This window comes from Alteromonas stellipolaris, from assembly GCF_001562115.1.
In the GTDB taxonomy this organism is placed as follows: Bacteria; Pseudomonadota; Gammaproteobacteria; order Enterobacterales; family Alteromonadaceae; genus Alteromonas; species Alteromonas stellipolaris.
Genome location: NZ_CP013926.1, coordinates 3,707,161 through 3,729,619, shown reverse-complemented (window position 1 = coordinate 3,729,619; position 22,459 = coordinate 3,707,161). Strand labels below are relative to the sequence as shown.

Below are 22,459 nucleotides of genomic sequence, written 5' to 3'. Positions count from 1 at the left end.
AGCTATTATTGTGCCTTTGACTTAACCAATTGGGTTAAGACGTAATAAATTCATACCATTTTTGGAGGCTATATTCGTAGGTTGGCATGACAGTATTCCATACTGCGATGTTACTAAACCTATCTTCATAGCTTCCACCTGAGCGCTGTTCACCTTTTTGAACACTAACCTTACCTGCCGGGCCTTTTAGATTTTCGCTTGCAGGTAACCCTTTGTACCAATAATCCCATTCGGCTTGCGATAAATATTTTGCAGAACGCTCTGGATTAGATATGTAATAACCCTGACGAGCAATAAATGCCCCGGGCCAGCCTGACAGCCACCAATTCATATATTCATAAGCCACATCTTTACTTCTTCCTTGTGAAGCTGACGATAAACACATTACACCATGCCAACCTCGGTAACCTTCCTTCGGCGCAGCAAATTTAACGGGAATGTTTTGGCTGTTTAACGCCGATACCGCAGGAGAGAACATGCTCTCTATAGAGACGCGTTGGCTTTTCATAAATTGCACAGATTCAGGCACTGATGTCCAAAAGCCACTGAAGTGATTTAACTGGGATAACTCAATAAGAATACTGAATAAGTTATCCAGCTCTTGTGTGGTCATTGCCCCTATATCTTCAAATGTAATGTAGCCCTTTGCTTGTGCCGCTAGGGCTAAATCGAAAAGTCCAATGGTGGGATCATTTACAATCCCCACTTTGCCAGACAACCGACTATCGAGTAGCCATCCCCAGCTTTCTTCTTGGTTTTTGAGTTGTTCAGGAAATTGAGACGTATTGTAGCCAAATGAGTCTACGTTGTGCACATAGGGAAGAAAGCTAATGGTGTCTGTATGTTCTATCCCTAAACTGCCATCAGCTTGGACATTAATAATCTTATGGGGGGCATCACCAGCGCCTAATCGAGCTGCATCCGTGACTTTACCTGTTTTGGTTAAATCGTTTATTTCATCCCAATAAGTAAGCTTTTTCTTTTCGATAGGCTGAATAGCTTTTGAACGCCATAAAACATTAATGCTGTTTGACCATTGTTCATATAAATCGAAAGCGCCAGGATTCATTGATGCTTTTTGCAGTACAGTCGCGCTTCCACCTGGCTGAAACGCTATATTAATACCCAGGTCGGCCATTGCGTGTTGACGGATTTCTTCTTGCAGCGTGACATGAGTGCCCATGACTTTTAACGTTGGCGTTGGCTTACCTATTGCAAAAGGCGCTACTCCGGCAGTGACGCCAGCGGTTACTCCCAGCGCAGCGGCTCCTTTAATAAAACTACGCCGAGGGCGAGAAGTTAAACGTTGGCTGGGTGGCATTAGAACGATTCCAGTTGTTCTTTATAGTATTTTTATTCTGGCATCGAATTTCGATATTTACCAAATTATTTGCCAATACGAGCGAAGCTTTAGACAAAAGAACGATAAAAATTAACGGATTCTGATCGTTCAGGTTATGCTACTAACTGACTGAATTGAATTCCGTTTTATCTTGTCGCACCAAGCTAACCCGATTTCTCCCTTCTCGTTTAGCGCGGTACAGTGCTTCATCAGCCATGCTTACCATTTCTTTTGTTTCGTTGGGTTTTACCTCGCTTACATAATAAGCGCCAATGCTAATAGTTACTTCATAACCCCTTAATGCAGGAAGCGAGCTTGAAATTAGCTCAACCCGCTTTCTGAGTCGCTCAAGAATATCTTTGGGGTCGTGGGAGCCGGGCAATACCATACAAAAAGCAAACTCTTCTCCGCCAACACGACCTATGCCATCTTCTTGGCGAAAAAATTGTTTCATCGACTTCGCAACAGCGACTAGTACATCATCACCAAACGCATGCCCGAAGGTATCATTAAGCTTTTTGAAATGGTCAACATCAGCAATGCCGATTAATAGAGAATGGCCGTGACGGTGAGCATAATGCGTAGACTTATCTAATGTTTCTTCGAAGGCGCGCCTATTCGGAATGTCTGTAAGCGGATCGAAATAAGCTAGTTTTTCAAGCTTTACGTTAACGTTACGAAGCTCTCTAGTGCGTTGACTTACCAAGTCTTCTAAATTTTCCCGGATGCTTTTTAGCTCAAAATTACGGCTATTCAATTGCTCGGCGTGAAACTTGACGGCACTTACATCTCGCTCGACCGAAGCAAAGTGCGTAACTTCTCCCAGCTGGTTTTTCAGTGGGAATATACTCATTTCAACCCAATAAGGCGTACCGCTTTTAGTATAATTAAGAAGTGTTTCGGTTATGGATTTATTCTCTGCAAGAGCACAGTGAATACGGGTTGTCGCCTCCTTGTCTGTCAGCGTGCCTTGAAAAATGCGAGGCGTTTCTCCAATGAGTTCTTCTCGGGAATAACCTGTCAATTTACAAATCGCATCGTTGACGTAAATGATTTTAGGAGACAAAGGACCATCAATGGCTTTGGCTTCGGTGACAATAATCATATCTTGTGCACTTTGCACAATATCAAGGAATGAGAATGCTGCAATTTTTTCGGTGATTTCGGTAAAGTAAACCACCACAAAACCAGCGCCATTGCTATTTTCAGGGTAAGCACTAACACTCAACCAGCACACCTCTGCGCTTGTTTCGTCAACTAACCCTATTACTTCATCAGTAATTGAGACATTTAGCGATGTCACTTTGTTTACCGGATATTCGTCGGGGTGAAGGCGGCGATTTTGCCTGTCTACCAGCTCCCATCCATCTTCTAGCAGATGTCGGCTTTGTAAACGTTCAAGTGACGTTTTAAAAAGTTTCATAGCTGCGGGGTTCACGTAGACAATCTGCGAATCCCAAGAATGTATTACTACGCCAATGTGCGCATGTTCCAAAAGGTTGATCAGGTTTACATTTTCAATTTTCATCGCACGTATACCATCTAGACTTAACATATCGATGTGGCTACCAAACAGTAGCCACTTTCGTAAGTCATTATGCGGGCAGACCTTATTGCATAATGCTTATTTTTCGTTCTACGACTTTAGTATAGTAATAAACGGATAAAACGCAGCGTTTCAATGGAAGTCTTTTTAGTAAAACGTAAGGTGTTAGTGTCGAATTACTCTACGCACCACTAGGGTAAAGGCGATGAATAGTAAACTGAAGATAGTCGTGCTACCGCCGTGCTCTTCTACCACTATGACAGTATCTTCGTAGATATACTCGTGGTTGTCGCTTTCTAAACTTAAGTAAGCAAGGTCGGCATCATCATAGCCGTCAGAAAAAGCGACCAGTTGCTCCGAATAGGCATCATATAGTTCGATGAGCACATCATAATCTGCCGCGGGGAAACCTGAAAGCAGCCGGCTTTCTACCACAAATGCATCTGAGGAATCTTCGCCATACAGCACAAATTCAGAGGTGACATGGATGGCTTCGTACCGGTCGTTTCTACCTAAGTAAATAACCCCATATACAAGAGCACTGTCGTAAGCGGTATCCGCATCGAACTCAACGGTAAATTCAGAATAATATCCGTCATAGTCAATATCAGTATCTAAAGACACCCAACTGTCATAAATCCAGTAATCGGACAATAGTACGGTTGATTGTGCTTCGGCATAGGATTTACTGGTGCTGCTAAAAAGACTTTCACGTTTCGCTTTTTTCTCAGCCAGCGAAGCAACCCCCAACGTGTCAGCTTTTGTAACGTTATTGTTTTTAGTATCATTAATAGCGCTGGTAGTGGCAGTCTTGGCTGTTGCATCAATTGCGGCCTGAGTAGATGCTTCAGTAGGGGAGTAAATAGCGCCGTAGCGATATTCTGTTGATTCAACAGACACCGGGTCACTTGATAGCGTTTGTTCCGCGTATGAAGTGTTAATCAACGAGCAAGGTAATAGGGCTAGTAGGCAGAGCTTCGCTAGGGGTTGAATGGGTGATTTCATTGTTAACATCCTTTCTAATCAAAATGACAGGTGCCATTGTTGATTAAATAAGATGAACAAAAACTGAAGCCACCCTTAATGTAGTGTTGAGTAAAGGGAGTAGACTGCGAGGTTTAGTCTTCTAGGTAATCGTCTTCGTACTCATCTTCGTCATCGCCGCGGGGCATGAAATACGTTCCCCAGCCGTCGTACTGAACGTCTTGTTTGTCAGCAATTTTAAGTAAAGCATCGGAATCAGCATTGAGTTTTTCAAGGTTTAACTCTCGCTCAACGATAGCATCGAAACAAAAAATTGTGCCGCCATCATCAAGCATTAACTCTTCTGCGTCCGTCACTTCAAAACCGGCTTTGAATGTATCAACAGCGGCTTTTTCTAGCTTGTCGAAGTCGTTACTCGCAAAGTGATGCTCAATGGTGTATTCCGCATCGGCCTGACTACCGTCTTCTAATAGCGCTTCTATGGTTTCCTCGTTGAAGGAATACCATTCTTCTCTTTCATCAAACTGACTCATAAAGCAAAACCTCAATCATTTTTCGCAAGTTTACCTGCTTTTTTCCATTTCAGCGACTTCAGCATTCAACTCAGTTATCTTGTTTTTCATCTGGTCGTTGAAATACTGCATCCAGGCTTTAAGTGGCTTGTCGTCGGTAAGGGCTTCAGGTGCACTAATATCGATAAGTACTACACCATTGTCCCATCGGTTCCACTTTACTTTATTGTGTAGATTACTGGCAGTCACCATAACAATGGGTTCATTAGTGGTTTTCGCCAGCCTAAATGCGCCTTGTTTGAAAGGCAGTAAGCCCCGTCCATAGCTTCTTGTTCCTTCAGGGAAGAACCATACTGAGGTACGCTTTTTGGCAATGCGGTTGGCTGCTATATCTAAGGTATTTCTAGCTTTGCCTGAATTTTTACGATCGATGAGAATATTGCCTGATAGCCAATAAATTTGACCGAAAATGGGGATCCACTTAAGGCTTTTCTTTCCAATAGTAACAACGCCCGGTAACGCGGCTTTACAAATAGTCATCAGGTCGTAATTATTTTGATGATTCGCAATAAATACGTAGGGCTCTTTTATATCTACAGCTGAATCTTTTCGAACAATCACCTTTAAACCCATCACATAAGACATTAATGAATAAAGTTTGCCTGCCGTATGTACGTTATCTTTATGAAAAGGACGAAAAATGCATACTGCAAATAGGGCTATATTAACTAGCAGAAAGGTGAGTAAAAGCGCGGGAACGCGTAGTAAAGCAATCAAAGTGGCTCCTGAATATAAATGACGCGCGAAGTATAGAGTAAGTTTCAGCGTACACTTGTCCGATGAGTTATTATAGATGCTTTAGCGGTTCTGTTGCCATGGTATAGCTAGAAATACGTTCAAATTAGGCAAGTTAATCTAAAATACTTAACTTTAGTATGAGGTAACTTGGTCGATAGCATCTTACAATAAGAGAAAGCGTAACCTCATCAACCCGGTATCTATAATGCAGACATTTGTACCTGACGACCTCGAAGAAGATATTCTTTGTGACTTAATGGAAGAAATTAATGAGCTTTACGAATCGAGTGAGCAGACATTAATCGAATTAGAGCTTCGTCCAGAAGACAATGAACTGCAACGCGCGTTGTTCCGATCAATCCATACTATTAAAGGCGACCTTGGGTTAGTGAATTTCTCACCCATGATACCCTTACTTCAGCATGTAGAAGATTTACTCGATTACTTGCGTAAAGGGCAGGTGTCATATACCAGCACCATGAGTGACTTGGTGTTGCTTACCATGGATAGGGTTAAGGCATTTGTAGAAGCTGTTATGGCTGAAGGAAAAGCCGAATATGACGATACTTTGCACCAACAGCTGGTCATGGCGATAAGTCGAATTACGCCGGATAATGGCGATGAACATGAGAAGCGGCTTACAGAGGCGGTTTTGTTACTCAATCCCGCGTTAGATGTAATTACCGACGACAGCAACCCTGAAAATATCCAAATAAAACCGCCTACATTGGCAACCTCTGGTATACCCAAAGACATGAGTAATGAAAAGAAGCTGGATGTGCTTTTCTTTCGTGATCTTATGCAAACCATTGAGAAGCGTTCGAATTTCTGGGTAGGCAGAGGGGATAGAGTTGCTAAGTTAGCATTGTATATTAATAGTACTGCGGGTAAGCCAATTGATGAATCTCAGCTGGCCGTAGCCAGTTATGTACATGATTTCGGTATGGCATTTATGCCATTAAAGCTTTTGCATAAGAGTGAAGCGTTGACTGATATAGAATTTAACTTAATGCGTTCCCATGTTTATAAAAGCTCTCGTTTGCTCGAACACTTAGACCAATGGGATTTGGCTCGTAAAATAGTGATGCAGCACCATGAACGTACTGATGGTACCGGTTATCCATTAGGCCTTAAAGAAGAAGATATTTGTGATGGGGCTAAGTTACTCGCCATTGTCGATACTTATGATGCGATGACACACCCTCGGGCTCATAATGATGAAAAGCAACTATCCAAGAAAGAAGCAGTTATTGAAATCAACCGCAGTGCTAAAGGCCAATTTAGCATGCAGTGGGTGAGGTTGTTCAACCAAGCGATGACAAGTTTGTTGAAAAAAGGCGGTTAGTCTCCGACTTGTAACAAGCATGCTTCTTGTTTGTAATGCGCATTAAAAAGCCCGCTATTTCAGAAAAAATAATGCGGGCTTTTGTGTATTTGTAGGTCTTAGAACCGAGTAAAAACTATGTAATACCTAGCTCTTTTAATTTGCGTGTAAGGGTATTACGCCCCCAACCTAAACGCTTAGCGGCATCTTGCTTATGGCCGTGAGTATGCTGGAGGGCACGTTCCAACATAATTTTTTCAAACGTAAGCATGGCGTCATTCAGAATATTATATCTGCCATCACGAAGTTGTTTGTCGGTCCAACGGGCTAGTAAATCTGGCCAATCTCCAGCTTCTGCGGCGGGCTTTTCTATGCTGCTGTCAGAGTGGATTTCTGGTGGTAAGTCACTGGGTAACACTTCTTGTCCACTGGCCATTACGGTTAGCCATCGACATACGTTTTCGAGTTGCCTCACGTTACCTGGCCAAGGAAGCTGAGCCATCAACTTTTCAGCATCTTTACTTAAACTTTTTGCTTCTACATCTAACTCTTTCGCTGCTCGGCGTAAGAAATGGCGCGCTAATAAATGAATATCTTCACGGCGTTCAGATAGGGAAGGCAGATGTACACGGATAACATTTAAACGGTGAAATAAATCTTCGCGGAACTTGCCATCGGCCACCCGCTTTTCTAAGTTTTGGTGGGTTGCGGCAATAATACGTACATCTACAGCCACCGATTGGTGGCCACCCACTCGGTAAAACTGTCCGTCGGCCAATACCCGTAATAAGCGGGTTTGAACGTCTAACGGCATATCGCCTATTTCATCAAGAAAAAGGGTGCCGCCATCAGCTTGCTCAAAGCGGCCCTGACGCGCATTTTGTGCACCGGTAAACGCGCCTTTTTCATGGCCAAATAGCTCAGACTCCACCAAGTCGGCTGGAATAGCAGCCATATTAAGTGCGATGAAAGGCTTACTAGAGCGAGGGCTATGGCGATGCAAAGCGTGGGCAACAAGCTCTTTACCAGTACCAGACTGGCCATTAATCAATACACTAATTGATGAACGAGATAATCTTCCTATGGCTCGAAACACTTCCTGCATGGCAGGGGCTTCACCAATAATTTCGGTTTCCGGATCATCTTGCGGTGCTTGCTGAGTTTTTGACTGTTCCCTTGCATGAGCCAGCGCACGTTGAGTAAGCGTGACCGCTTCATCTATATCGAAGGGTTTGGGTAAATATTCAAATGCCCCTTTTTGATAGGCGTTTACCGCACTGTCTAAATCAGAATGCGCAGTCATTATGATTACAGGCATCATGGGGTGGGTTGCATGCACTTCATTAAGCAGTGTCATACCGTCCATCTGCGGCATTTTAATATCAGAGATAATCACTTCTGGCGCTTGACCGCTTTGTAATTGAAGGAGTAAATCTTGCGGGTTTTCAAAACACAAGCATCCAATGCTTGCTGTTTGTAAGGCCTTTTGAAGCACCCAACGAATAGAACTATCGTCATCGACAATCCATACTGACTCATTCGTCATTGCCTGTCTCCTTGCGGTCTATCGGAATATAAATTACAAATTCGGTGTGCCCAGGGTGGCTTTCTACATCTATTTTTCCGCCATGATGGTTTATCAATGTTTGCGATATCGATAACCCTAAGCCGGAGCCATTTTGCTTACTACTCACCATAGGGTAAAAAAGCGTGTCTTTTATGTCTGAAGGGATACCCGGGCCATTATCTATCACTTTAATTTTGGCGATTAACGCATGGCGATTTCCCTGAATTGTCATTTGACGTTCAATGCGTGTCACCAAACGAATTTGAGGATTAGGCGTTTCACTTTCAGTTAGCGCCTGAATGCTATTTCTGACTATATTTAACACGGCTTGTTGAATCATATCGGCGTCAATCATCAGTGGCGGAATACTGGGGTCGTAATCACGAATGATGGTTATGGGGGTTTCTGAGTCAACCCGCATCAAATTTCTCACTTGCTCCAATGCTTGATGCACATTGTTCCAATTGAGCCTAGGAAGAGAATTTGGCCCAAGTAAGCGGTCGACTAAATTTCTCAGTCGATCAGACTGCTCAATAATCATCTGAGTAAATTCTTTATGCTCTTCGCTTAACTCTTTTTCGAGTAGTTGTGCAGCTCCGCGAATGCCACCCAGCGGGTTCTTGATTTCATGGGCTAAACCACGAACCAGTTCTCGCGCTGCATAATGTTGTGCGTTCTGTAAATTTTCTCGGGATATTCTTTTTTGCTGATCTATTTTTTTTACTTCAAATAGTAGCCGAGCCCCTTCTTCTAACTGCAAGTTCGTTACGGTTAAATCAACCATGACATTGCGGTTGTCTCTGAAACACAGGCGAATTTCGTTTTCAGTAAAATCCTCCCCATGTCTTAGCGCTGCGCGCAAGCGCGTAGTGTCGATATTTCCAGGCAGGAAAAAGTCATCTAAACGATGGCCGCATAATTGCTTTCTGCCTGTTTCGAATAGCGCTTCTCCCGCGTGGTTGGCGTAAACGATATTTAATCTATCGTCCACCATCACAAGCGCAGTATTCAGGCTATTCAAAAATTGTTGCGTGTCTAACTCGGTTGATTGCATCCGAGCTTATCTCCTTTGCACTATATGGGTGCATTGTAACGTATCGGCAAAAATCGTAGGCACAGATTTGGTGTTACTTTTTTTCTGTTCCCCGCTATGGTGCGGGCTTTGCGCTACTTTCGAACGTTAGTTGCTATTTATTAACGCTGATGCTTGATGCAGAAACAGCGTTTGTAGTGCAGAAGATGCAAGAGTCTTGCCCTTATTGTCTGTCAGCTCAACCTTATACTGATGTTCGCCCCGATTTATGTCATTTAAGGTAAATACGCCTGTTGTATTGCTCTGCAATAGGGCGCCATCGAAGATTAATTGATAGCGCGGCGCCTTTACTGAAGTCGGTTGGTTCGCACGTATGGTGAAGTTTCCGGCATTGTTTCGAAGGGTGGCGTTAGGGGCTGGAGAGGCAATAACAACTTTATAGGTTTTTGTCTTCGAAGTAGCCGTTTGAGCCAGTGTGGATTTTGGCGTTGAGGGGCTGGACACTACATTCTGTGTTTTCGTATCAAACTCAACGGTATCACTTTCTGGTGAAGGGGTGTCGGTATAAAGCACAGTACCATCGGCCTGCTTTACTTTGTATACAGGAGCGCTTGTGCTGTTAGATGGATTAGAATCCTTTGATGTGCTTTGCCCATGGCTTTCATAAGGGGTTAACGCAATCGCGGTAAGTAACGCAATATAAGGATAAATTTTCAATAGATAGACCTGCTCATCTTTTCTTACTTATATAGTAGAAAAGCTTTAGCATAAAAAAAAGCCCGCATAAGCGGGCTTTTGTATATTTACGCACTTAAACGTTAATTAAACGCTGTAGTACATATCGAACTCAACTGGGTGAGTTGTCATAGCAAGCGTAGTCACTTCTTCAGACTTAAGATCGATGTATGCATCAATCATGTCGTCAGTCATAACGCCACCCGCTTTAAGGAATTCACGGTCGTTATCCAATGCTTCTAGTGCCATTTCTAGCGAGCTAGCAACTGTTGGAATTTCTGCTGCTTCTTCTGGTGGTAGGTCGTACAAGTCTTTATCCATAGAGTCGCCAGGATGGATCTTGTTCTTAATACCGTCAAGGCCAGCCATAAGCATTGCTGAGAAAGCAAGGTATGGGTTAGCTGTTGGGTCAGGGAAACGTACTTCGATACGACGCGCTTTATCGCTAGTTACGTATGGAATACGGATAGATGCAGAACGGTTACGTGCAGAGTATGCAAGCATTACTGGTGCTTCAAACCCTGGAACCAAACGCTTGTAAGAGTTTGTTGATGCGTTTGCAAAAGCGTTAATTGCACGAGCGTGTTTAATAATACCGCCAATGTAGAAAAGTGCTTCTTCAGACAGACCCGCATACTTATCACCTGCAAAGATGTTTACGCCATCTTTTGCGATTGATTGGTGGCAGTGCATACCAGAACCGTTATCACCTACAAGAGGCTTAGGCATGAACGTAGCCGTTTGACCGTAAGCGTGTGCTACGTTGTGAACTACATACTTGTATACTTGGATTTCATCTGCTTTCGTTACTAGTGTGTTGAATTCGCACGCGATTTCGTTTTGACCAGCTGTAGCAACTTCATGGTGATGCGCTTCAATAACTAAGCCCATTTCTTCCATAACTAAACACATTGCAGCACGAATGTCGTGTGCTGAATCTACTGGAGGAACTGGGAAGTAACCGCCTTTAACACCAGGACGGTGACCCATGTTTCCGCCTTCAAAATCAGCGCCTGAGTTCCATTTCGCTTCAGCAGCATCAATCTTATAGAAAGAACCGGCCATATCGGTGTGGAATTTCACATCGTCGAATAAGAAAAATTCTGGCTCTGGACCGAAGAAAACAGTGTCGCCAATGCCGGTAGATTTTAGGTATTCTTCTGCACGACGCGCAACAGAGCGTGGATCGCGCTCGTAACCTTCCATTGTTGAAGGCTCTAAGATGTCACAACGAATGTTAACTTGTGTTTCTTCTGCGAATGGGTCGATTACCGCACTCGTAGGGTCTGGCATAAGAACCATGTCTGATTCGTTAATGCCTTTCCAGCCAGCAATTGAAGAGCCATCGAACATTTTACCTTCTTCAAATGTCTCTTCGTCTACCGTAGCAGCAGGAATCGATACGTGTTGTTCCTTGCCTTTAGTATCAGTAAAACGCAAATCAACAAATTTCGCTTCACTTTCTTTAATCAGCTCTAATGCCTTTTCTACTGACATCGTGTCCTCCAGGTTTAATGTAAAAATGCGGAATGATCAGCTTCATCCCAACAGTGGAAAAACTAAAAGCGATTTTCATGCCATCTATCGTGGTTCCAATTTTGCTGGCTTAGCAGCAAGAGGATAACTGAATGATCAATGGTGCTGCACGCAAATGGTGCTTGGTCGCTCTATTTTGGTGCAAATTAAGTTTGGGTAGCTTTAGCTAGCCTAGAGTAACTCGTCTTCACTTACCACCGAAAACAGGGCGCAAAAGTAATAAATTCGTTAATCAGAGACTATAATAATGAAAAACATGCGTCCGTATAAAAAAAAGTGCGCAAACACCGTGGTTTTTCTGTACAATCCGCGCAAATTTTTCTATCTGCATTTTTTGCAACAAATCTTATGCATGCTTAAAAACATGTAATGATTTACACAGGCTCCCTAGATGACTACCACTGATATTAATAAATTACGTAACATTGCTATTATTGCTCACGTTGACCACGGTAAAACAACTTTGGTTGATAAACTGTTACAACAGTCAGGCACTCTTGAAACTCGCGGAGAGCAAGAAGAGCGCGTGATGGACTCGAATGACATCGAGAAAGAACGCGGCATCACAATCTTAGCGAAAAACACTGCTATTAACTGGAACGACTACCGTATCAACATCGTAGATACTCCAGGACACGCCGATTTCGGTGGTGAAGTAGAGCGTGTAATGTCAATGGCTGATTCAGTGTTGCTTCTAGTTGATGCGCAAGAAGGCCCTATGCCTCAAACGCGTTTCGTAACACAAAAAGCATTTGCTCAAGGCTTGAAGCCAATTGTTGTTATCAACAAAATTGACAAGCCAGGTGCACGTCCTGATTGGGTTATGGATCAAGTATTCGATTTGTTCGACAACCTTGGTGCAACTGACGACCAGTTAGATTTCCAAGTAGTTTATGCTTCAGCATTGAACGGTTGGGCTTCATTAGATGCCGACAAACCTGAAGATGACATGAATGCTTTGTTCCAAACTATTGTTGACCAAGTATCTCCTCCAGACGCTGATGCTTCTGGTGCATTCCAAATGCAGATTTCTCAACTTGATTACAACTCATATGTAGGTGTAATTGGTGTTGGTCGTATTAAGCGCGGTACTGTTAAGCCAAACCAACAAGTAACTGTTGTTACTGCTGAAGGCGAAAAGCGTAACGGTAAAGTTGGTCTAGTATATGGTTATCTTGGTCTAGCACGTCACGAAGTTGAAGGTGCAAGCGCAGGCGATATCATCGCAATCACAGGTTTAGGTTCGCTTAAAATTTCTGACACTATTTGTGATGTTAACCAAGTAGAAGCAATGACTCCGTTATCTGTTGATGAACCAACAGTAACCATGACTTTCCAAGTAAACACTTCACCGTTTTCTGGTAAAGAAGGTAAATACGTTACTTCACGTAACATTCTAGAACGTTTGAACGACGAACTAGTACATAACGTTGCACTACGTGTTGAAGAAACGCCAGATCCGGATAAATTCCGCGTATCAGGTCGTGGTGAGCTTCACTTGGGTATCTTGATTGAAAACATGCGTCGTGAAGGCTACGAGCTAGCAGTATCACGTCCAGAAGTTATTCTTAAAGAAGAGAATGGCGAAACACAAGAACCGTTTGAAACACTTACGGTAGACTGTGAAGAAGCGCATCAGGGCTCTATCATGGAACAACTTGGTCTGCGTAAAGCTGAAATGACCAACATGTCACCAGATGGTAAAGGCCGTGTACGTATCGACTTCGTTATTCCTAGCCGTGGTTTGATTGGTTTCCAAACTGAATTCATGACGATGACGTCTGGTTCTGGTTTGCTTTACCATACATTCGATCATTATGGTCCGTACAAAGGCGGTGTTATAGGTAAGCGTAAAAACGGTGTTCTTATTGCCAACGCTAACGGTAAAGCCCTAACTAACGCCTTGTTTAACCTTCAAGAGCGTGGTCGTTTGTTTATCGGTCACGGTGTAGAAGTTTACGAAGGTATGGTTATCGGTATTCACAGCCGCGACAATGACCTTACCGTTAACGCCCTTAAAGGTAAGCAGTTAACGAACGTTCGTGCATCTGGTACTGATGAAGCGCAAACTTTGGTTCCGCCTATCAAGATGTCTCTTGAGCAAGCGCTTGAGTTCATCGATGAAGACGAACTAGTAGAAGTAACGCCTGTGTCTATTCGTATTCGTAAGAAACTTCTTACTGAAAACGAACGTAAGCGTTCTTCACGCGAGAAAAAGTAATCACTTTTGCTTTGATAGCCTTGTAGGTAATTAAAAGCAGTAAAGATGATTCAAGAAACGCCGGCCCTAAAGCCGGCGTTTTTTTTGCCAACGTATTTTTGCTGGCGCTTTTTGCTAAAGCATTTTGCTGAAATTTCGACGAAAGATGAGTTGGCAACATCGAGTTTGGCCTCTATCATCAAGTTAATGAAACTAAAAAGGCTAAGCCCGTGTTCTCTGTAGCAGTTATTGAAGACGATGTTATCACGCTCGATCTTATTACCGATGCATTAGAAACCCGCTTGTCGGCTACGGTTTACCCATTTAGCCGAAGTAAAATTGCTCGTGAATTTTTACTTCAACAAACGCCAGACACACTACAACTTATTATTAGCGACCAAGTCATGAAAGAGTATGATGGCATAAGCTTATTAAAAGCATGCCGGTCGGCGAATTTATCCGTTCCTTTTTTACTTATCACTGGCGATCCTAATAAAGAACTCGTTATGGAAGCACGCAAATTAGGTGTATCTGGATTTTTAGCGAAACCCCTAGAAATGGACGCCTTGGCCGCAAAGGCGAAATCCGTAGTGCTAGCAAAAACAAAAAGTCGCGTTAGTTAGTAACGAGCTACTCGTCAGCAAAAGTATGCAATGGTGTTAGCAAACAAATAAAAAAGTCCTAAATGATCTAAGCAGCGCTAGTTTATATGCTTACGAATTATTACACTGGTGCTCATAATGTAATGGCAACAGGATGAAAGTGTGACGTTTAATTTTGACCAAACCCCACCTCGTAAAGATACCTATTCGTTTAAGTGGCAGAAATACAAAGGTAAGGACATTATTCCTGCTTGGGTTGCAGACACTGAATTTCGTTGCGCACAGCCTATTTTGGATGCAATTTCAGCACAAGTAGAGCACGGCAACTTAGGTTATGTATTACCTGGTCAGCATCAAGGCGCTATAAGCGCAATTCAGCGCTGGTTGAAACAAAAACATGATTGGGATGTAAAATCAGAATGGATTGTGTGGACACCAGGTGTAGTACCAGCGTTTAACGTTGCCTGTAAAGCGTATTGTGAACCTGGCGATAAGGTGCTTATTCAAACGCCTAACTACCCCCCATTGCTAGCGGCGCCAAAATTAAATGAACTAGAGCGCATCGATATTGGCACTGTGATTGACCCAGTATCAGAAGGAAAGCGTTATACGTTGGATTTTGAAGCATTAGAAGCCAATGCTGCCGACCCCAAATGTAAGCTATTCATTCTTTGTAATCCGATGAACCCAGTTGGTTCGGTGTTAACTAAAGCAGAGCTTGATCGGGTTGCTGATATCTGTAACGCGAATGACGTGCGTTTATGTTCAGATGAAATCCACTGTGACTTAATTTTAGAGCCAGGCGTTAAGCATATTCCGGCAGGACGTGAGGCTAACTTAGCCGACAACAGCGTTACCTTAATGGCAGCTAGCAAAACCTTTAACGTAGCTGGTTTAGGCACGTCTTTTGCGATTATTCCAGATCCTAAACTTAGGCAGCAATTTACCAGCGCAGCCGCGGGCATTATGCCTTGGGTTACCGTGCTGGGATTAGCCGCTACCGAAGCCGCATTTACGTTGTGTGATGATTGGCACAGTGCTCAAATTGACTATTTACGTGCGAACCGTGATGCCGTGTATGAAACGATAAACGGTATCGACGGGTTATCAATGTTGAAACCTGACGCTACCTTTTTAGCCTGGGTGGACGCAAGTGGTTTAGGCGTAGAAAACGTGCAAACATGGGCAGAAGAGAAAGGCGTAGGGCCTTCTCCTGGCGCAGACTTTCATAAAGCTGATCACTTCCGAATAAACTTCGGCTGCAGTCAGTCGATGCTTAATGATGTGCTACAACGTTTAGCTAAGTAGCCGGCCAGTTAGCAACTAATTACACGCTAGCCCCTATTTACGCGCTAACTATTAATTAAACACTAGCATATTAAAAAGCCCGTTTGCTTAACGCATAACGGGCTTTTTAGTGGCTAAAATTAGCGGATTAGATGAATAGGCTAGTCAGTTTATAAAGACCTAACCCCACCACAACCGATACCACTAAAACGCCTGCGATGTTACTCCATAGGGTATTTTTGAAATCACCGAGGGCTTTGCTTTTATTCATGACTACCAACAAAAAGATAGCAATAATAGGCAGCAATAAGCCGTTGGTAGCCTGAGCAAATAAGATAGCCGGCAAAGGTTTAAACCCTAATGCAGCAACGGCAACTCCGCACACAATTATTGCCAGCCATACCGTGCGAAATCCTTTACTTTTCATGTCGTCAGAAAGCCCCAGTGCTCCACAAACCGCATATGCAGCGGCAAGCGGGGCGGTGATGGCACTGGTTAGCCCTGCCGCAAATAAACCTAGTGCAAAGAACCACTGGGCTTTGTCGCCTAACACTGGCTTTAACTGTTCGCCCATGTTTCCGGCGTCCATAGTGGCGGCTTGATTGAAAAAGGCCATCATGGCCGTCGCCATCACCACAAGGGTAATTAAGCCGCCCATGCTAATAGCCGTTGCCGATTGTTTTCTGCACGCTTTAATCGCATCGCTTTTATCAGAATTCTTTTTAATCGTGCTTTGATTTTCCGTATTTGGGTTTTCCGAAGTCGTTTTGTCCGTGTTTGGGGAAGACTTCGCCACAAGGCTTGCATGAAGAAATAAGTTGTAAGGCACAATGGTGGTGCCTATTAACGCAAGTATGGTAGTAATAGAATCGGCGGCTAAACGGGGTTGCAGTAACTGGCTAAACATTAATGATATATCAGGCTTAGCCACAACAAGGGTAACGAAAAACACCCCAGCCATAATAAACACGAGGTACACCAGTACGCTTTCTATCCACGAATAGCTACCCGTCCAAAGCAGTGCGATAGCTAGCGCACCAAGAATAAATGCCCAAGTGCCTGTGCCAATTTCCCAAAACGCATCCAGACCAATGGCGGCGCCGGTAAGGTTGCCTGATTCATAGGCGGCGTTCCCAATACCAATTGCGCTAACAATTAACGCAATAAAAAGCATTTTCAGCCATGGTGTAGACACCATGTCTTTCATCGCTGATGCCAAGCCTTTGCCCGTTGCCACCCCTAAGCGAGCAGCCATATCTTGTAATACGATGGTGGCAAAAATTGAAAACAATAATGCCCACACCAAATGAAAACCGAAGTTAGCGCCTGCTAGACTTGCCGTTGTTACTGTACCTGGGCCAATGAAGGCTGCCGCGATAATATATCCTGATTTATCTTTTGCCATTGCAGTCACTCTTAGTTTAGTTTTGCTATCATGACAATAGGTTAGCTATTGCGCAACTACGCAAACAAACGCTATTGCTATTCGCTCACAGTGTTCTTGTGCTTTCGATACAATTGAAAAAATACGTTTTTAGCCAACGTTTTTAATCCAACATTGTAAACGGGCGCGAAGGGTACAGGTTATAAATAGGTCATTTCAACGGCTAGTAGGAAATTTTAATGTCAGAAACGGCGCGTCCCATCGATATTCTTTTGCCTGTGTTTGAAAAGGGCAAATTAACGCATGTACTACCTAGCGCTTACAAAGCCGACGGTATGATATTCGCCGTTGCGGCATCACCAGAAATTCCTATGCCAGAGCAGTGGATGCCATGGTTGATTCAAAGCTCTTCAAGTGCCCTAGTAGACAAAGATGTAGATGCTTTAGCGGATGTACTAATGAATAACTTAAGGGCTCACCTGCAGTGTATGACAGACGACAGCCCCTTAATGCCCACGCGCTGTGAGTATTCAGATGGTGAGGTTGATACTGCGCCTGAAATACCAGCTGAAGTAGCCCAATGGCTTGAAGGGTTACTTTATGTGCACCAGCAACTTGAAGACGTCTGGCAACAGGCGTGGGAAAAGCTAAGTGCAAAAGAGGCCTTGCGTGAAGATATCAATGCCTCAGATACCCCAGAGAAAAGGCTGTCTCGTTGCTTGAAGTTATTTACTACCCTAGCGAATGTTGAACTGGCGTTGCAGTATCGTAACCCCGGCCAAGCTCAACAGCTAAAAGAAAACTTACCCTTATTGTGGAAGCAGCTTCCTGCGATGATCCAAGATTATATTGCTCTGGCTGGAGAGCTGAGCGCAGCATTACCTAACCAATTTGAAACCTTTACGAAAACCTCTTAACGGGCTTTCTGGCGTTGCAGGTGTTTGCGCTGAGAAAGGGTATTTCGCAACGACTTCATATAGGCGTCTAACTCAGCCTTAGCGCTGTCGTAAGCGTTACTCAGCTCACTAGAGCCAGGTTGGCGCATCAGCGCTTTAAACGCCAAATCAGTTTGCGACAACAAGTCTTTTAAATGCTGGTTACTATCATCCATGTAGTTTCCTTTAGATTATTTAACGGTTATTCCATAACATCAGTCCGTGGTAATACGGCCTGTTCAATTTATAGCGGTTTTACTACTGCTAAACAAACAATAGCCAATATAAGCAGTACCGGAGCTTCATTAATAATGCGGTAAAATTTGGCACTGTGACGGTTTTCATCACGGGAGAATTGTTTTACTAGCTTAAACAAATAGAAGTGATAGCTATAAAGCGCAAGCAAAAGCATGAATTTAATGTGCAGCCAACCTGACATTTTAAACCACGTACTGCCGTAACTTACAATAAGTGCGACGCCAAACGCTAAGGTTAAAAAAGCGAAAGGGGTGACAAAAAACCATAGCCTTCTCTCCATCACTTTAAACTGATCTTTCACGTCTTGCGATGTGGCTTCAGCGTGGTAAACAAAAAGCCGAGGAAGATAGAAAATACCTGCCATCCACGCAAGCATGAAGAAAATGTGAAGTGCTTTAAACCATAAAATGTACATTGTTAATACTGTGCCTTTTGTAAAAAGCTTTGCAAAATATTCCAGGTAATAACGCCAATGATGTCGTTGTGTTCCTGATCGTAAATATAGACTGCGCCAGAACGCGTATTTTTAAGATGTTCATACACTTCATGCAGAGTGCTTTGGGCATTTAAGCCTTCCATCTCGTGATAACTGAGTGCATTAGCATCATGTTCTAAGCTCACATTATATTGGACCAGACGATACTGTACATCTATTTCAAATTTTGACTGCTGAATTACAATTTTTGTCGGATTTTTCGATAAATAGTCTTCTAGCGCTTTATCTGGCGCATCATGAAAAAGCTTATAGTCTTTGCTTAATGCAGCTAGTACACCGGTTTTTTCAAGGGCTTCGCGAATGGAAGAGATAGCATAGGGTAAGTTTTGATAGTCTAATTGGCGAATAAAAATAGACCGGTTGCCGAAAAACTGTGTTGATGTCACATAAGCAGGCACGATGACTAGCATAGCGGGCAGGATAATTTCAGGGCTGTAAGATAACTCCATTACCGCAGATAAGGCCGCTAACGGCGCATGAAGCACGGCGGTAAGCATGCCAGCAATGCCTAATAAGGCAAAGCTGTTAGTAAATTCAGGCACGTCAATAAAATATGACAAGGGCACCAATAGTACAGCGCCAGCAAGCATGCCGATAACCATGACAGGCCCAATAATGCCGCCGGGAATACCCAGCCCAATAGCAAATACAGCCAGCACGACCTTGCTCACTAAAATAGCACACAGTAAAAGGGTTTCTGGGTTACTGGCAAACAGCGTTTCAACATCAACAAAGTTGGCCCCTAGTGCCTCGGGCAACAACATACCCACGGTTCCCGTTATTAGCGCCGCCAGCATGAGACGCCACACCATAGGGACAGGTCTAAACCAGGTCATTACCCGCATAAGTTGATTATTAAATAATGTAGCGAGCATACCGAGTAATACGCCTAATAAAACGAGGTATAGGTACATCCATTGACTGAACGCAGTAAAAGACAAAAACGACAGTTCATTTACTTGCCCAAATACGATACGGGTTAGCACCGAGCCACAGGCGGCGGCAAGCATTACGGGCACAAATATATGAATTTTATATTCTCTCAGCACCACTTCCATAACGAAGATAACTGCCGCAAACGGGGTGTTAAATGAGGCGGATATACCCGCAGCAATACCACATCCCGCTAAAATACGAATGCTGTTATAGGGAAGTCGTAGCCATTGACCTAAGAAGCTGCTGGCCGATGCACCTAAATGAACGCAAGGGCCTTCTCGACCTACCACGAAGCCGCCGGCTAAGGCCAGCATACCGCCGAAAAACTGATTAATAGTGGTGCGAAAGGGAATATGGCCGTAGTAATATTTTACTCGATGGATAACAAAGGGAATACCCATTCGATAGTGCTTAAAACCAGTGATATAGGCAATAAGCAAAATACACAGCACGCTAAGTAAGGGCATGAGAAACCAAACCGGCCATTCATCATTGAACCACTCCCGCAGTGCGCCAAAACCTGACGCTTGAAGCCATTCAACGCAAAGACGAAACATGATGATCAGCGATGCAGCACTTACGCCGCCCACAATACCCAAGAGGCAAAGTTGTATAGACGTCCTCGGGTGAGCCACTTCTTGTCGTAAAGCCTGCAAACGCATGTTGTGATACAGTAGAGAAATCGTAGATATAAGCAGCTTACCACAAACACTTGAAATTCATAATGTTAAGAATTTTAATGTGTCTGGCTCAAGTAAATTAAGAACCAAAACTATTCATGACAACTGATAAATTGAAACAACTCCTAGGCGATTATAAGTGGTCATTGCTTGTCGCTGCTTTGTTACTGGTGATGATAGCGTTTGGCTACAAGTTAGCGCGAATAGTGGATGAGGGCGATAGCGTGAAGGTAGCCGCTCAAGATAAAACCATTGCGATATTAGTCAGTGAAAATAATCAATATGTGACTCAGGTTAATCAACTGGAAGTCGCATTACAGTTAACAGAACTTGAAAAAAAATCGATTACTGAGCAACTCAATAACGTTCAAGTCGAGCAGGCTGAGCTTCAACAGCAATTAGCTTTTTATCAGCGAATTATGGCACCTGAAACCACCCAAGATGGTTTTGTCATTGAAGGTGTAGAGGTTGTCTCACTGCCAGAGCCTAATCAATTTCAAATGCGTTTTGTCGTGCTTCAGCAGCGACAAAACAAAGCGTTAGTTAAGGGCAAACTTGCTGTCACCTTAGTAGGTGAGCGGGAAGGGAAGGAGTACACGGTTACTATTGGTGAGCCAGAGTTTATTCAGCAAGAAATTGAGTACAGGTTTAAATATTTTCAAGCCATTAATACAAGCTTTACGCTACCCGATGGATTTCAGCCTACATCAATTACCCTAGAAACTACTGTATACCAATATAATGCAAAGCGCGGAGACTTAGCTAAAACGGTTAAGTGGGAAGACGCATTGAATAGTGGCAGTATGTTAGAAGATACTCAGTAGCACCTCGTCGATACGTTAAATGTAAACCGACAGTGTTATGCAGTGGTTAGCGTTACTTGCATCGCTATCTCTCAAATAGAAAATAATACCCGTAACCTACTGCTATAGCAGGAAAAGCGGAATAAACAGTGGCTAGAATGGCCGCTTTTGGCGATAGGGCAATGGCTGGAAACAATGCATCACCGTCGTTACTAATAGCATTACCAAGCTGAGCTGAAAATGGCACTGCACCATTCAAATACAGACTGGTAATTAAAATTTGTGGGCCACACCCAGGTAAAAAGCCAACTAAAATTGCTAAGCCTACAACGCTTGCGCCCATCGATGTCAGCGTGGCACCTATATCTAGTCCAAACCACAGTATCGATAATTCAAACAATAAAAAAGCGACGACAACCCAAGCTAATACAAATTGGGTGTCTAACGCGGCTTTACTCTGCCAGCGTGGTGGAGGCGTAATAGCATCTTCTTTGGTAAGCGAGGCGTAACCGTCACTGCCACCATTTAACGACCACAGTGTAATTGCCGATAAGCACAATACAGCACCCATAAGTTGCAACGTTGGTTCCGTAATACCTAAATATTCATGAACTGGCGATTGAAACGACAAGGCCAGTGCGATGGCAAGTGACGGTAACGCTACAATCAGCCAAAAGTATGTTGAAAGTTTATCAATAGAAGAAGAAGCCGTACTTTGTGCTTGCTCACTGTCGTCGGTATTATGTCCTTCGTTGCCACCTGTACTAGCAAGAGCATTGGTCGAGGACGGTGGTTGGTAATTGTGGAAACGGTTCACAATAACGCCGGTTAGGGTACCCACCACCATTCCAACACCCATGACCGTTAAACCGTCAAGCGGCGCTTGTGCCAATAATAAGAACGCGGCGTCACCCATGGTACTTGTTAGTACAGCAACTACCGCACCGAAGCTTGTGACACCTCGCGTGTATTGCGTGACGACTATGATCGCGCCCCCGCAGCCGGGAAGGGCACCAAGGAAAGAGGCTAAGCCTACTTCATAAAATGGATGCTTGCGCATAAAGTCGCCGATGGCTTCAGCGGATACTTTTAACGTGGCAATGTAGTAAATAGAGAGTGATGCGTAAACAAATGCCGCTACTTGGAAATAGGCATCAGACAGAACCGCGATGGTCGCTTCCTGAGTGAATGAGTAAACAAGGAGCACAACAACAAACGCCGGTAAGAAGAGGCGCTTGTTTAACATTAGTGTTTTTTGCCTAATGCTGAATTTACTGACTTTTTCAGTTGAGGTTAGGGAAGACACTCTCGATTCCAAATGATAGCAATATGTGGTTAACCCACCCGATATGGTAAAAAATACAAGTTTTACCGAGGACACTTACAACGTTTTTCGTTAGCGACCTGTACTAATTCCTACGAATTCTCGCGTGATCAGATCATGCTGCAAACGCCAATAATGATAATGGTAATTATTATCATTCAATAGTAATCTGTCAAT

Annotated in this window: 20 protein-coding genes; 6 read left to right on the top strand and 14 right to left on the bottom strand. The window is 43.5% G+C overall.

The window, feature by feature from the left end:
• Positions 1-34 precede the first annotated feature (34 nt).
• From AVL57_RS15925 to AVL57_RS15905, 5 genes are all read right to left on the bottom strand, one after another.
• Positions 35-1,321 (bottom strand): ABC transporter substrate-binding protein, encoded by a 1,287-nt coding sequence (locus AVL57_RS15925; protein ID WP_057789682.1) that lies wholly within the window; start codon positions 1,319-1,321, stop codon positions 35-37.
• 142 nt (positions 1,322-1,463) lie between these two features.
• A complete protein-coding gene (locus AVL57_RS15920; RefSeq protein ID WP_057789684.1) occupies positions 1,464-2,870 on the bottom strand; it encodes a sensor domain-containing diguanylate cyclase in 1,407 nt (468 codons plus the stop codon).
• Positions 2,871-3,053: 183 nt separating this feature from the next.
• Positions 3,054-3,893, bottom strand: a complete 840-nt coding sequence (locus AVL57_RS15915; RefSeq protein ID WP_057789686.1) for a choice-of-anchor H family protein — start codon at positions 3,891-3,893, stop codon at positions 3,054-3,056.
• Between the two features lie 113 nt (positions 3,894-4,006).
• Positions 4,007-4,405: a ribonuclease E inhibitor RraB gene (gene rraB, locus AVL57_RS15910; RefSeq protein ID WP_057789688.1), complete on the bottom strand. Its 399-nt coding sequence runs from the start codon at positions 4,403-4,405 to the stop codon at positions 4,007-4,009.
• Between the two features lie 30 nt (positions 4,406-4,435).
• Positions 4,436-5,161: a 1-acylglycerol-3-phosphate O-acyltransferase gene (locus tag AVL57_RS15905; RefSeq protein ID WP_057789690.1), complete on the bottom strand. Its 726-nt coding sequence runs from the start codon at positions 5,159-5,161 to the stop codon at positions 4,436-4,438.
• Positions 5,162-5,387: 226 nt separating this feature from the next.
• Here AVL57_RS15905 and AVL57_RS15900 point away from each other — a divergent pair, with 226 nt between their 5' ends.
• Positions 5,388-6,527, top strand: a complete 1,140-nt coding sequence (locus AVL57_RS15900; RefSeq protein WP_057789692.1) for an HD domain-containing phosphohydrolase — start codon at positions 5,388-5,390, stop codon at positions 6,525-6,527.
• 115 nt (positions 6,528-6,642) lie between these two features.
• Here AVL57_RS15900 and glnG read toward each other — a convergent pair whose 3' ends face one another.
• From glnG to glnA, 4 genes are all read right to left on the bottom strand, one after another.
• Complete coding sequence (gene glnG, locus AVL57_RS15895; protein ID WP_057789694.1) at positions 6,643-8,052, bottom strand: nitrogen regulation protein NR(I); 1,410 nt, start codon at positions 8,050-8,052, stop codon at positions 6,643-6,645.
• A complete protein-coding gene (gene glnL, locus AVL57_RS15890; RefSeq protein WP_057789696.1) occupies positions 8,042-9,127 on the bottom strand; it encodes a nitrogen regulation protein NR(II) in 1,086 nt (361 codons plus the stop codon). Before glnL ends, glnG begins: the two co-directional genes overlap by 11 nt.
• 126 nt (positions 9,128-9,253) lie before the next feature.
• A complete protein-coding gene (locus AVL57_RS15885; protein ID WP_057789698.1) occupies positions 9,254-9,823 on the bottom strand; it encodes a hypothetical protein in 570 nt (189 codons plus the stop codon).
• 105 nt (positions 9,824-9,928) lie between these two features.
• Entirely contained in the window at positions 9,929-11,338 is a 1,410-nt protein-coding gene (glnA, locus tag AVL57_RS15880) for a glutamate--ammonia ligase (RefSeq protein ID WP_057789700.1), read from the bottom strand.
• 430 nt (positions 11,339-11,768) lie between these two features.
• On the opposite strand from glnA, the gene typA reads away from it, so the two are divergent.
• The 3 genes from typA (at position 11,769) to AVL57_RS15860 (ending at position 15,487) form a co-directional block, all read left to right on the top strand.
• Positions 11,769-13,598, top strand: coding sequence for a translational GTPase TypA (gene typA / locus AVL57_RS15875; RefSeq protein ID WP_057789703.1), 1,830 nt, complete (start codon positions 11,769-11,771; stop codon positions 13,596-13,598).
• Between the two features lie 209 nt (positions 13,599-13,807).
• The gene (locus tag AVL57_RS15865; protein ID WP_057789705.1) at positions 13,808-14,200 is read left to right on the top strand and encodes a response regulator; all 393 of its coding nucleotides are present in this window, start codon (positions 13,808-13,810) and stop codon (positions 14,198-14,200) included.
• A gap of 141 nt (positions 14,201-14,341) precedes the next feature.
• Positions 14,342-15,487 carry a MalY/PatB family protein gene (locus AVL57_RS15860; RefSeq protein ID WP_057789707.1) on the top strand — a complete coding sequence of 382 codons (1,146 nt, stop codon included), beginning with the start codon at positions 14,342-14,344 and terminating at the stop codon, positions 15,485-15,487.
• A 127-nt stretch (positions 15,488-15,614) separates the two neighbouring features.
• Here AVL57_RS15860 and AVL57_RS15855 read toward each other — a convergent pair whose 3' ends face one another.
• Positions 15,615-16,871, bottom strand: a complete 1,257-nt coding sequence (locus AVL57_RS15855) for an Nramp family divalent metal transporter (RefSeq protein ID WP_057789709.1) — start codon at positions 16,869-16,871, stop codon at positions 15,615-15,617.
• Between the two features lie 218 nt (positions 16,872-17,089).
• Between AVL57_RS15855 and AVL57_RS15850 the strand changes: the two genes are divergently transcribed.
• Positions 17,090-17,767, top strand: coding sequence for a UPF0149 family protein (locus tag AVL57_RS15850; protein ID WP_057789711.1), 678 nt, complete (start codon positions 17,090-17,092; stop codon positions 17,765-17,767).
• Here the strand turns inward: AVL57_RS15850 and AVL57_RS15845 are convergent.
• From AVL57_RS15845 to AVL57_RS15835, 3 genes are all read right to left on the bottom strand, one after another.
• Positions 17,764-17,961: a hypothetical protein gene (locus AVL57_RS15845; protein WP_057789713.1), complete on the bottom strand. Its 198-nt coding sequence runs from the start codon at positions 17,959-17,961 to the stop codon at positions 17,764-17,766. The two genes, AVL57_RS15850 and AVL57_RS15845, sit on opposite strands and share 4 nt — an antisense overlap.
• A 68-nt stretch (positions 17,962-18,029) precedes the next feature.
• Positions 18,030-18,458, bottom strand: a complete 429-nt coding sequence (gene hemJ, locus AVL57_RS15840; RefSeq protein WP_057789716.1) for a protoporphyrinogen oxidase HemJ — start codon at positions 18,456-18,458, stop codon at positions 18,030-18,032.
• Positions 18,459-18,460: 2 nt separating this feature from the next.
• Positions 18,461-20,137, bottom strand: coding sequence for a chloride channel protein (locus AVL57_RS15835; protein WP_057789718.1), 1,677 nt, complete (start codon positions 20,135-20,137; stop codon positions 18,461-18,463).
• 116 nt (positions 20,138-20,253) lie between these two features.
• Here AVL57_RS15835 and AVL57_RS15830 point away from each other — a divergent pair, with 116 nt between their 5' ends.
• Entirely contained in the window at positions 20,254-20,979 is a 726-nt protein-coding gene (locus AVL57_RS15830; protein WP_057789720.1) for a DUF6776 family protein, read from the top strand.
• 64 nt (positions 20,980-21,043) lie between these two features.
• On the opposite strand, the gene AVL57_RS15825 is transcribed toward AVL57_RS15830, so the two are convergent.
• Entirely contained in the window at positions 21,044-22,204 is a 1,161-nt protein-coding gene (locus AVL57_RS15825; protein ID WP_063456791.1) for a putative manganese transporter, read from the bottom strand.
• Between the last annotated feature and the right edge of the window lie 255 nt (positions 22,205-22,459).

What these genes read in the sequence shown, in the direction of transcription:
- AVL57_RS15925 (WP_057789682.1), bottom strand. Translation starts at nt 1,321, where the DNA reads ATGCCACCCAGCCAACGTTTAACTTCTCGCCCTCGGCGTAGTTTTATT.
- AVL57_RS15920 (WP_057789684.1), bottom strand. Translation starts at nt 2,870, where the DNA reads ATGAAAATTGAAAATGTAAACCTGATCAACCTTTTGGAACATGCGCAC.
- AVL57_RS15915 (WP_057789686.1), bottom strand. Translation starts at nt 3,893, where the DNA reads ATGAAATCACCCATTCAACCCCTAGCGAAGCTCTGCCTACTAGCCCTA.
- rraB (WP_057789688.1), bottom strand. Translation starts at nt 4,405, where the DNA reads ATGAGTCAGTTTGATGAAAGAGAAGAATGGTATTCCTTCAACGAGGAA.
- AVL57_RS15900 (WP_057789692.1), top strand. Translation starts at nt 5,388, where the DNA reads ATGCAGACATTTGTACCTGACGACCTCGAAGAAGATATTCTTTGTGAC.
- glnG (WP_057789694.1), bottom strand. Translation starts at nt 8,052, where the DNA reads ATGACGAATGAGTCAGTATGGATTGTCGATGACGATAGTTCTATTCGT.
- glnL (WP_057789696.1), bottom strand. Translation starts at nt 9,127, where the DNA reads ATGCAATCAACCGAGTTAGACACGCAACAATTTTTGAATAGCCTGAAT.
- glnA (WP_057789700.1), bottom strand. Translation starts at nt 11,338, where the DNA reads ATGTCAGTAGAAAAGGCATTAGAGCTGATTAAAGAAAGTGAAGCGAAA.
- typA (WP_057789703.1), top strand. Translation starts at nt 11,769, where the DNA reads ATGACTACCACTGATATTAATAAATTACGTAACATTGCTATTATTGCT.
- AVL57_RS15855 (WP_057789709.1), bottom strand. Translation starts at nt 16,871, where the DNA reads ATGGCAAAAGATAAATCAGGATATATTATCGCGGCAGCCTTCATTGGC.
- AVL57_RS15850 (WP_057789711.1), top strand. Translation starts at nt 17,090, where the DNA reads ATGTCAGAAACGGCGCGTCCCATCGATATTCTTTTGCCTGTGTTTGAA.
- AVL57_RS15845 (WP_057789713.1), bottom strand. Translation starts at nt 17,961, where the DNA reads ATGGATGATAGTAACCAGCATTTAAAAGACTTGTTGTCGCAAACTGAT.
- hemJ (WP_057789716.1), bottom strand. Translation starts at nt 18,458, where the DNA reads ATGTACATTTTATGGTTTAAAGCACTTCACATTTTCTTCATGCTTGCG.
- AVL57_RS15835 (WP_057789718.1), bottom strand. Translation starts at nt 20,137, where the DNA reads ATGCGTTTGCAGGCTTTACGACAAGAAGTGGCTCACCCGAGGACGTCT.
- AVL57_RS15830 (WP_057789720.1), top strand. Translation starts at nt 20,254, where the DNA reads ATGACAACTGATAAATTGAAACAACTCCTAGGCGATTATAAGTGGTCA.
- AVL57_RS15825 (WP_063456791.1), bottom strand. Translation starts at nt 22,204, where the DNA reads ATGTTAAACAAGCGCCTCTTCTTACCGGCGTTTGTTGTTGTGCTCCTT.